Genomic DNA, 11,196 nt, shown 5'->3' with positions numbered 1-11,196 from the left:
TTCTCGACGATCAACAATGTTCCCGCCTTGGACCTGGATGCGGATGATTCGAGCGGTGCCGTCGGATCAGACTTCACGGCGAACTTTGTCGAGGGTGGTGGCGCTGTTCTGATTGCGGATGGCGACGCAGTCCTCGCTGATGTTGACAGTGCAAACCTCGCTTCGTTGACGGTCACCATTTCCAACCTGCTCGACGGTTCTGCAGAAACTCTGACGGCAGATACGACGGGCACCTTGATCACAGCCAATTACTCCGGCGGCGTGTTGACACTCTCCGGCTCGGATACGATTGCCAACTACGAGCAAGTCCTGCGCACCGTTCGTTACGACAATGCTTCTGCGAACCCTGATTCCACCGACCGGATCGTTGAGTTCGTGGCCAATGACGGGTTTGCTGACAGCAATACGGCGACGGCCACGATCTCAATCACGACAAGCAATGATGCTCCCACGCTGGACCTAGATGCGGATAATTCCAGTGGAGCGGTAGGCTCCGACTTCACGGCGAACTTTGTCGAGGGAGGTGGCGCCGTTCTGATTGCGGACGGCGATGCGGCACTCGCAGATGTTGACAGTGCGAACCTTGCCTCCTTGACGGTCACAATCACCAATCTGCTGGATGGGACCGCGGAAGTTCTGACGGCAGATACGACCGGAACTGCGATCACGGCCAGTTACTCCGGTGGCGTGCTGACACTCTCCGGCTCGGATACGATTGCCAATTACCAGCAAGTTCTGAGGACCGTCCGCTACGACAATGCTTCTGCGAGCCCTGATTCCACCGACCGGCTTGTGGAGTTTGTCGCTAACGATGGTTTGCTCGACAGCAGCACCGCTATCGCGACCGTCTCGATCTCCGCGAACAATGATGCTCCGACGCTGGACCTTGATTCCGATGATTCCAGCGGCGCTTCCGGTTTCGATTTCACGGCGAACTTTGTCGAGGGCGGTGGTTCCGTTCTGATCGCCGATAGCGACGCGGCACTCGCAGATGTCGACAGTGCGAACCTTGCCTCCTTGACCGTCACGATCACGAACTTGCTGGACGGCGCGGCGGAATCTCTGACGGCGGCTACCACCGGAACTGCGATCACGGCCAGCTATTCCAGCGGCGTGTTGACGCTCTCCGGTTCGGATACCGTTGCCAACTACCAGCTAGTTCTGCGAACCGTTCGCTACGACAATGCCTCGGCTAATCCAGATGCCACCGCCCGGCTTGTGGAGTTTGTCGCTAACGATGGTTTGCTTGACAGCAACACCGCTATCGCAACCGTTTCAATCACGACAAGCAACGATGCTCCCAATTTAGACCTGGATGCGGATGATTCCAGTGGAGCGGCAGGCTCCGACTTCACGGCCAACTTTGTCGAGGGCGGTGGCGCTGTTCTGATTGCAGATGGCGACGCAGTACTCGCAGATGTTGACAGTGCGAACCTCGCGTCCTTGACGGTCACAATTACTAACCTGCTCGATGGGGCGGCGGAATCTCTGACGGTAGATACGACGGGGACCTCGATCACGGCCAGTTTTTCCAGCGGCGTGTTGACACTTTCGGGTTCGGATACGATTGCCAACTACCAGCAAGTCCTGAGAACCGTCCGCTACGACAATGCTTCTGCGAACCCTGATTCCACCGACCGGCTTGTGGAGTTTGTCGCTAACGATGGTTTGCTCGACAGCAGCACCGCTATTGCGACCGTCTCGATCTCCGCGAGCAACGATGCTCCGACGCTGGATCTTGATTCCGATGATTCCAGCGGCGCTTCCGGTTTCGACTTTACGGCGAACTTTCTCGAGGGCGGTGGCGCCATTCTGATTGCGGATGGCGACGCAGTCCTCGTTGATGTTGACAGCGCGAACCTTACCTCCTTGGCGGTCACGATCTCCAACCCGCTAGACGGCGCGGCGGAAGTTCTGACGGCGGATACCACCGGAACTGGGATCACGGCCAGCTACTCCAGCGGCGTATTGACACTCTCCGGTTCGGATACCGTTTCCAATTACGAGCAAGTCCTGGGCACCGTTCGCTACGACAACGCTTCTTCTAATCCCGATTTGTCCGATCGTCTCATCGAGTTTTTGGCCAACGACGGCGTTGCTGACAGCAATACGGCGACGGCCACGATCTCAATCACGACAAGCAATGATGCTCCCACGCTGGACCTGGATGCGGATGATTCCAGCGGCGCTTCCGGTTTCGATTTCACGGCGAACTTTGTCGAGGGCGGTGGTTCCGTTCTGATCGCCGATAGCGACGCGGCACTCGCAGATGTTGACAGTGCGAACCTTGGCTCCTTGACCGTCACAATCACGAACTTGCTGGACGGCGCGGCGGAAACTCTGACGGCGGATACCACCGGAACTGCGATCACGGCCAGTTACTCCGGTGCCGTGCTGACGCTCTCCGGCTCGGACACCGTGGCCAATTACCGGCAAGTGCTGCGCACCGTTCGCTACGACAATGCCTCCCCAAATCCTGATTCCACGTCGCGAACCATCGAGTTCGTGGCGAATGATGGTTTCATCGACAGCAGTACCGCGACGTCCACGGTTGCCATCACGTCCAGCAACGATCCGCCGACCATCGATCTGGATGCGGATGACTCCGGCGGTGCGACCGGTGCTGATTATTCCGCCAGCTTTGTCGAGGGCGGTGGCGCGGTGTTGATCGTAGACGGAACCGATGCGGTGCTGTCGGATTCCGATGACACGCAGTTGATGTCCCTGACGGTGACCGTGACCAATTTGCGAGACGGGGCGTCGGAGTCGCTTTCGGCGGACACGGCTGGAACCGCGATCTCCGCCAGCTATTCCGGGGGCACGTTGACGCTGAGCGGCGTTGATAGCGTCGCCAACTATCAACAAGTCCTCCGAACGGTTCGGTATGACAACCTGGACGCAAACCCCAACACTTCGACACGCCGGATCGAGTTCGTGGCCAACGACGGCATCAAGGATAGTCAAGTCGCGGTCGCTCGAGTCACACTGTCTGCAACGAACAACGCTCCGATCATTCGTACATCCGGATCGATTCGCGGACTGGAGGACACGGCGACATCCATTGACGGAATCCGGATCCAGGATCCTGACGTGGGGCTAGGGACGTTGGCGGTACGGTTCGCCGTGGGCGTTGGAACGTTGACCGTGGATACTTCCGTGGCCGGTGGCATCGGCGCGTTGAACGTCTTGGGCAATGGAACATCCGTCGTGATTGTGGTGGCCACTCCACTTCAATTGAACGAAACACTTAACGCATCCGATGGGCTGACCTACTTGGGGCCAAGCAACTTCTATGGGGCCGATACACTATTGATTTCGGCCACGGATTTGGTCGCCACCACGAACGAGTCCGTTTCGATCGAAATTGAGGGCGTCAATGACCCGCCGGTCGCTGTCGCCGACTTCTTCTCGACTGTCGGCTCGGATCCGTTGCAGATCACCGTTTCGGATCTGGTCCAGAATGACATTGACGTCGATGGCGATGTGCTTTCGATCACCGCGGTCAGCGATCCCAGTGCGGGAACGTTGTCCGTTGCTGCAGACGGATCTCTGGTTTTTGAAGCTTCCGAGACGTTCAGCGGGCTGGTCACCTTTTCTTACGCCGTCGATGACGGATCTGGAAGCGGTACACACGCGACCGTCCAGATTGACGTCGCACCAGGTCCCAGAATTACCGACATTGACAGCCCGACGTTTGATGACCAGGACCCCGACCCGAATCCGCCTTCAGAAGAACCGGCGACGGAGAATCCCCCCGTCACAGATTCGGATCCGGTGAGTCCCCAACCGCAGAACGCGTTTACATCAGCGGGCAACGACTCCGTCCGATTGGCTCGACTCCTCGCATCGGATACCGATCCGTTCGACGGAGTTGAAATCGAGCAGTTGGGATCTGGATCCTACAGCTATGACGCGGGAGTCCAATTCGACTTGGCGTCGCCTGGAATCGGATCCGCGTTCACGAGTCGCCTGAATTCACAATTGCTGGAATCGCCAGTCGACCGAAACATCTATCAACCGGTCGATAGCAATGTCCTGTGGGAGGAGTTCACCCAGTTGCGTGAGCAGATGGGCCAAGCCGTGGTGTCGCCATTCCTATTCGCAGGCTCGGTCGCAGGACTCTCTGGCGCGCTTTCGTTGGGATACGTGCTATGGACCGTTCGAAGCGGTTTGTTGCTGACCAGTCTTCTGGCGCAGATGCCGGCCTGGCGGATGGTCGATCCGCTGTTGGTGCTCAGCTATCTCGACGAGTTGGATGAGAACGGTGAAGACGATTCACTTGAGAACTTGGTTGAAGACAACGACAAAGACGAACAAGACGATGCCGCAGACGATTCCACGCCTGCCCGGTCGGAGCCATCATGAAATCACCAAAACTGAACGCCAAAACACGAGTGTCAATCGGGCTCGGCTGTATTCTCTTGTCGGTGTTGAGCACCGCCATGATGTTGGGCTTGGTGCCCGAGCAGGAGACAGCCGTTCGCGAGGGACGAGGACGTCTGTGTGAGGCAATTGCCCTGGCCAGTTCCGACTACATTTCGCATGGTGAACGACGTCGGCTGAACGAAACGTTGCGCGCGTTAGTTGAACGCAATCCGGATCTGATGTCGGCTGGAGTTCGCAGAAAGGATTCCACGTTGATCGCGGCGTTCGGAGGGCATGAAGCAAATTGGTCGACGCGCGACAGTGGTTTTTCCAATGAGACGCACGTGTTGGTCCCGATCCGCAATGGGGGCGAACGTTGGGGAGCCGTCGAACTTTCTTTCCGCCCGATGCACGTCAGTGGAGTGATGGGATTCCTCCACCGCCCCTGGATCCAGCTCAGCCTGTTTGTGTGTCTGTCAAGTTTTTTGCTGTTCCAGCTGTACTTGAAAAAGATGCTGGCGCAATTGGATCCTGCGAAAACCGTTCCAAAACGAGTTCGCACCGCGTTGGATTCGCTGGCCGAAGGGTTGCTCGTTTTGGACCGCCATGAACGCATCGTGTTGGCGAATCAGTCGTTTGCCGAATGGTTGCGACGGGATGCGGAGTCTTTGCTGGGGATTCAAGCGGATTCACTCAATTGGGACTTCGACGAGAATAGTGAGACAAGTCCCTGGACGGAGGCAATGAACGGCGAGAGTGTTGTCGCGGGAAAGATGATCGAATTGACCGCGGCCGATGACACGCGACGAACCTTGATGGCCAACGCTTCACCCGTGCTGGGACATGAAGGTCAATGCAAAGGTGTCCTTGTCAGTTTTGATGACGTCACGCAGCTGGAAGAAACCAAACGCGATTTGACCATCGCCAAGCGGATGGCCGATGAGGCCAACCAAGCCAAGAGCGATTTCCTGGCGCGCATGAGCCACGAAATTCGCACGCCGATGAATGCCATTTTGGGATACACCGATGTCCTGCGACGCGGGTTTGATTCGAATGAAAACGACCGGCAGGAGTATCTAGACACAATCCATCAAAGCGGAGAACACTTGCTGGCATTGATCAATGACATTTTGGACCTCTCCAAGGTGGAAGCCGGGCAAATGGAGCTTCAGATGGAACGTTGCTCGCCGTATGCGCTGATCAAAGAGGTGGTTTCCTTGCTGCGGCCAAAAGCCGACGAGAAGGGAATCAATCTCGAGTTCCGCTGCGAGGGTGCATTTCCGGAAACGATTCTGGGTGACGCCGTTCGCTTGCGGCAGACGATCGTCAATCTGGTTGGAAACGCCATCAAGTTCACCGAACGCGGCGGCGTTGAAGTCCTGGCAAGGTTGGAAAGTCGCGATACCGACGCCACGAAGGACGACGAGAAGCATTCCGGCACGTTTCTCGCCATCGACGTCATCGACACGGGAATCGGGATCAGTCGTGAAGCGTTACACAAAGTGTTTGACCCCTTTGCCCAGGCAGACACGTCGATCACGCGTCGATTTGGTGGAACCGGGTTGGGATTGGCCATCAGTCACCAGCTGGCCACTGCGATGGGGGGCGGCATCTCGGTCCAGAGTGAAGAAGGACATGGAACGACGTTCACGTTGCGTGTCGCCGTCGATTCGATCGACGAACTGGTGCTGGTCGATGCGGCGCAGTTGCAGCAGACCCGGCAGTCGATCGGTGCTCCGGCAACCAGAATGGAACGCCTGCCCGGCTGCCGCGTTTTGGTCGCCGATGACGGGTCGCCCAACCGCAAGCTGATCCGGTTGGTGTTGGGCAAGGCCGGCGCGGAGGTCGTGACGGTATGCGACGGCCGTCAGGCGGTCGATCACGCTGCCAAGCAGGAGTTTGACCTGATTCTGATGGACATGCAGATGCCCGTCATGGACGGTTACACCGCGACACGCGAACTTCGGGCGCGGGGGTATGCTGGGCCGATCATCGCGCTGACCGCCAACGCCATGCAGGGGGATCGTGAGAAATGCTTCGCCGCCGGCTGCACCGGGTTCGTCGCCAAACCGATCAAAATTGACGTCCTGATCGCCGAACTGTCCGACCATTTCCACGCCCAGTCGGACTCCCGAGGCGATCGCGTGGAGCCCACGCAGGAGTTCGTCGCGGAGTCGACCAGCACGGCGGTCGAATTGCCCGCCGCAACATCGGGTTCTCGAGAGCCGATCCTGTGCAGTTATCCGCTGGACGACGAGGAGTTCTTGGAGATCGCCACCGATTTTGTCGCGAGACTGCAAGAACGGTTGCCGGCCATGGTGCGGGCCGCGAAGACGGGTGACGACCAACGTCTGGCCGAGGATGCACACTGGTTGAAGGGAGTCAGCGGGAGTGCAGGGTTCCCGCAGTTCATTGAGCCTTCCTCGCGGCTGGAGGCGGTCGCCAAGCAGAGGGATCGTGACCAGTACCACGATCTCATGGAAGAACTTCGCAGTTTGGCGTCACGCATCGATTTGCCAGCGGGAATCCTTGGAGGCCTAGCACAGGAAGGAGATGCCCGTGCGCCGGCGACGGAGGAGACGAAGAGGGGGGATATCCAGGGCATCGAGTCGCGAAAACTTTCCAGCTGACATGGGACGCTGCCGATACGAGGCTGCGACAAGCTGGCATCCTCTTGCGGTTTCCCAGCAGGACACTGCGGTCTGATCTAGAATGAACTCCCGGCAATTCTCCCCGAGTGGAGATTCCGTCGTCGGACTTCCTTCCCACTCTCCCCCCAGTGTCTTTCAATGCCACAGCGTTTCTGGATTCCCCTCTGCGTCAGCTTGTTGTGCGTGCTTGGTTTCACCGGCAACAACAGTCGTGGCGCGGAGCGAAATGTCATTTTTATCATCACGGATGACCAAAGTCCGACGTTGGGATGTTATGGCGACCCCGTCGCCAAGACCCCGGCGATTGACGCGATTGCTGCGGACGGGCTGGTGTTTCGCAACGCCTTTGCGACGACTGCATCGTGCAGCGCCAGTCGTAGCGTGGTGATGAGCGGGTTGCACAACCATCGCAATGGTCAATTCGGACACCAGCACCACTATCACAAATTCGCATCCTTTCACGACGTGGTTTCTCTATCGTTGCCGCGTGTGATGCAGCGAGCGGGGTACCGCACTGGGCAGATCGGAAAGTACCACGTTGCGCCGGAAACCGTTTATCACTACGAAACCTACCTGCGTGGGAATTCTCGCAACGCCGTTGAGATGGCGGAGAAATCGCGAGAATTCTTGACGGACGCGAGCGATGACCGTCCTTTCTTCTTGTACTTCGCCACCTCGGATCCCCACCGTGGCGGCGGCAAGGATCAGTCCAGCGAGCAGGCGTTGAAGCCCGATTTGTTTGGCAACAAGCCGAACCGCGGTGCCTATCCCGGGGTCGACGAAGTCTTCTACGATCCGGCGGAAGTGGTTGTGCCGCCGTTTCTCCCCGACACGATTGAAACGCGAGAGGAGCTGGCCAACTACTACCAGTCTTGCTCCCGAGTCGATGCCGGCGTGGCACGGCTGGTCGAAATCCTGAAGGAAGCGGATCTGTACGACAAAACGATGATCGTGTTCACCAGCGACCACGGGATGGCGTTTGCCGGTGGAAAGACGACCGTGTATGAGGGCGGCCTGAAAGTTCCCTTCGTGGTTCGCGACCCTTATTCGGATCAGCGAGGCAAAGAGACCGAGGCATTGGTCAGCCACATCGATATCACGCCCAGTCTGCTGGACTTTGCCGGCGGATTGGATCGAGAAAAGAACCGACCGAAGAACATGCTGGATCCGGACAATTTTTGGCGCGAGCGTGATGAGGCTGTTAACGAGAATCGCGATGGGAACAAGCCATTCGCTTCCTATCACGGTCAGACTTGGATGCACCTGCTAGCCGATCCGAGTCAGTCGCATCATGAGGCGATCATGGCCTCGCACACGTTTCATGAAATCCAGATGTATTACCCGATGCGTGTTGTGCGCGACAAGCATTACAAATTGATTTGGAACATCGCCTATCCGCTTCCGTTTCCGTTCGCGTCGGATCTTTGGGCTGCCAGCAGTTGGCAGGCGCAGCTGGCCAAAGGGGACGATGCGCCCTACGGTCAAATGACCGTTGGAAGATACGTCCAACGCCCGGAGTTCGAGCTGTATGACATGCAGACGGACCCCAATGAATCAACGAATCTGGCGGACAGCAGCGGTCATGCTGATGTACTGGAAGAGTACAAAGAAAAACTGAAGGCGATGCAGAAAAAGTACGACGACCCGTGGATCCTGAAGTGGCAATATGAATAGCGCTACCGGGGACGTTTCTGCTGCAGGAAACTCTGGACCGCTTCACGCACGGCCTGGGTGACCCGCTCCACCGGCTGCTCGGCCGCGATCACGGCGGTCGCATCGCTGGCCCGAGGCAGCTGCTGAAGGAATGCCTGACGCACCGCCTCCATGTACTCGATCCCCCGGGATTCCATTCGGTCGGCGGGGCGGTCGATCCGTCGCAGGGATTCGGCTGCCGGCATGTCCAGCAGCAGCGTCAGGTCCGGTCGCAGGCCGCCGTTGGCCAAGTCGCCCAGTTGCCATAGTAGGTCCGGGGGAACGCCTGAGCCGTCCGACGCGATGCTCTGATAGACGACGTTGGCCAGAAGGAAACGATCGGAGATGACGCAGTGTCCCTCGGCCAATGCGGGGCGAATCGTCGTTTCGACCATTTCACATCGGCTGGCCATGAACAGCATTGCCTCGGTACGGCGATGCATTTGTAGTCGGCCGTCCAAAAGCAGCGATCGCAGCTTGAGCCCGATTTGACTGCTTCCGGGGTCTCGCGTTAGCACCGGGGCGTAGCCGGCGGCCGTCAGCCAGTCGGTCAGCGCGGCGATCTGAGTCGATTTGCCGACCCCATCGATGCCATCGACCGAGATGAAAACAGCGTCGGAGGAGGGCGACATGGTGACTCCCCCCTGGCCGAGGGTTTTGCTGGTGGTTCGGATTTCGGGGAAAGCGGCTTGCAAATCAGTCTCGGACTGGCCACAGTTGAGGGCGCGAACGGGCAAGGCTCGGCAAGTGTCTATCAAACTATCAGCCGTCGAAACACGGGGCTTTCGGCGGAAATCGCTTGAGACGACGCTGGCGAAGATCGCTTTTCGGCATTTTTCGCTTGATTAGCGGCCGGCGAAGGGGTATTTTCTTCCCTTGTTGCCCGTCCGATTCGGAACCTTCTCTTCTGGAGTGGCACATGAATTCCACAACGCTCATACGATTCTCGCGTTCTTGCCCGACGTGTGGTCGGCGAATCCAGATCCGTAGTTCCCTGTTGGGTCGCACGGTCGCGTGCCGTCACTGCAACGCCGAGTTTGTTGCGATGGCGAACGACGAATCCGTCGGTCAGGTGGATGAAAGCGATCGACTGATGGCTCGGGTTGAATCCGCGTTGGTCCGCAGCCAGGCGGCATTGTCCGTGGGGAGATCGACTGCCAACCTGAGTTGAGCCGGGAGTCCACCGACGCCGACCTGTCCTGGCGTTGGCGGCCCGTGACACGATTGTCAAACATGATCACCCGAGCCTTTGGATGGCTCGGGTGTTTTCGTTTTGCGGCCAGGAATTGAAACCAGGAATTGAAACCAGGAATTTGAAGCCAGGAATTTGAAGCCAGGAATTTGAAGCCAGGAGGATGCGTGCGTGGCCCAGACTGGCGGGCGTGGCCCAGACTGATCGTCCAGCCATCACTGGTAGGCGTCGGCCATGGCCTGGACGGTGTCGGCGACCGTTTTTCGGAATTCTTCCGGCTCAAGAACTTCTGCGTCGGCTCCCAACGCGAGCACCTTCGGCAGCAACTCGCGTGGATGCGACGCGGGGACCGTCAGAATCGTGGCCTCGTCGTCGACACGGTCGAGTGTCTGTTCGGGGTGCCAGGGATCCTCGCTGAGGTAGGATGCGCTGCGGCGGCCGAGTTTGATTTTGACCGTGGCCGGCGAGTCACCGGAAAAGATCCCGATGCTTCGTCCAAGATGTTTGGAAAGGTCGATCTTTGGATCGGGTTTGAAATATTCATCGAGCAACTTGGCGTGATGAAAGCGATCAAGCTTCCAGTTCCGCAAACGCTCCTTGCTGTCGGCAATCTCCGGTGCCGCTGCGACGACGTAAATGCTGCTTTGGTAGACCGCCAAACCGTAGGGTTCGATTTTGCGAGTGGACACCGGTTTTCCGATCGATTGATATTCGATCTCGACGACCCGATGTTCCAAAATGGCACGGTTGATCGTCTTCAGCATGCCCTCCTGACGCTCATAGGATTTGTTCGGTGAACCGAACACGTGCAGTGCGGCACGATAGCGGGCATAGTGGTCGAAAACGCCGTTGGGGACAGCTTCTTGGACTTTGTTCCAAAAGGTTTCGATGCCCCGCCAGTATTGAGTGCCCATCAGCGGGTACAGCAGTTCCCGGCCGATTGATAGTGCGATCAATTCGGTTGCCGAGATGCCAATTTCGTGCACGTCAGTGGTGTTCTGGCCCAGTTTGAAAACGCGGCCTCGCTGGACCGTTTCGGATTGGATGTCAAAACCAGCTGCTTGCAACGCTTCGATGTCCCGGCGTACCGTACGCTCGTGCAATTTGCTCAACCCGAGATCGGCCACCAGATCCGCCCGCAACTCTTCCAGGGTTCGTCCGAAGCGAGACAATTCCAGCAACTGTAAGAGTTTGTGCTGCCGAATCAGCTGTTCATTTCGTGCCATCGGAGTAGCGTTTCCTTGCCTGGATGAAGTGTCGAACGGGATCCGGAAACGGAATGTGAATGCAACCGGT

Annotated in this window: 5 protein-coding genes; 3 read left to right on the top strand and 2 right to left on the bottom strand. The window is 58.0% G+C overall.

Translation table 11 applies throughout. The annotated features are described in order from the left end of the window. The 3 genes from FYK55_RS29095 to FYK55_RS13420 all read left to right on the top strand — a co-directional run. Nucleotides 1–4,365 (top strand): beta strand repeat-containing protein (locus FYK55_RS29095; protein WP_201743709.1); only part of this gene is annotated, 4,365 nt, incomplete at its 5' end. Beyond that, a complete protein-coding gene (locus FYK55_RS13425) occupies nucleotides 4,362–6,995 on the top strand; it encodes a response regulator (protein WP_150076930.1) in 2,634 nt (877 codons plus the stop codon). The genes FYK55_RS29095 and FYK55_RS13425, both read left to right, overlap by 4 nt. Before the next feature lie 159 nt (nucleotides 6,996–7,154). Then, the gene (locus tag FYK55_RS13420) at nucleotides 7,155–8,690 is read left to right on the top strand and encodes a sulfatase family protein (protein ID WP_150076929.1); all 1,536 of its coding nucleotides are present in this window, start codon (nucleotides 7,155–7,157) and stop codon (nucleotides 8,688–8,690) included. A gap of 2 nt (nucleotides 8,691–8,692) precedes the next feature. Here the strand turns inward: FYK55_RS13420 and tmk are convergent, their stop codons facing one another. Both tmk and FYK55_RS13405 read right to left on the bottom strand, forming a co-directional pair. After that, a complete protein-coding gene (tmk, locus tag FYK55_RS13415) occupies nucleotides 8,693–9,340 on the bottom strand; it encodes a dTMP kinase (RefSeq protein ID WP_150076928.1) in 648 nt (215 codons plus the stop codon). Between the two features lie 775 nt (nucleotides 9,341–10,115). Further along, nucleotides 10,116–11,126 carry a helix-turn-helix transcriptional regulator gene (locus tag FYK55_RS13405; protein ID WP_150076926.1) on the bottom strand — a complete coding sequence of 337 codons (1,011 nt, stop codon included), beginning with the start codon at nucleotides 11,124–11,126 and terminating at the stop codon, nucleotides 10,116–10,118. Nucleotides 11,127–11,196 lie beyond the last annotated feature (70 nt).

This window comes from Roseiconus nitratireducens, assembly GCF_008629675.1.
GTDB lineage: Bacteria > Planctomycetota > Planctomycetia > Pirellulales > Pirellulaceae > Stieleria > Stieleria nitratireducens.
Note: the sequence above shows the minus strand (reverse complement) of the source record. Positions and strands in the feature narration are given on the sequence as shown.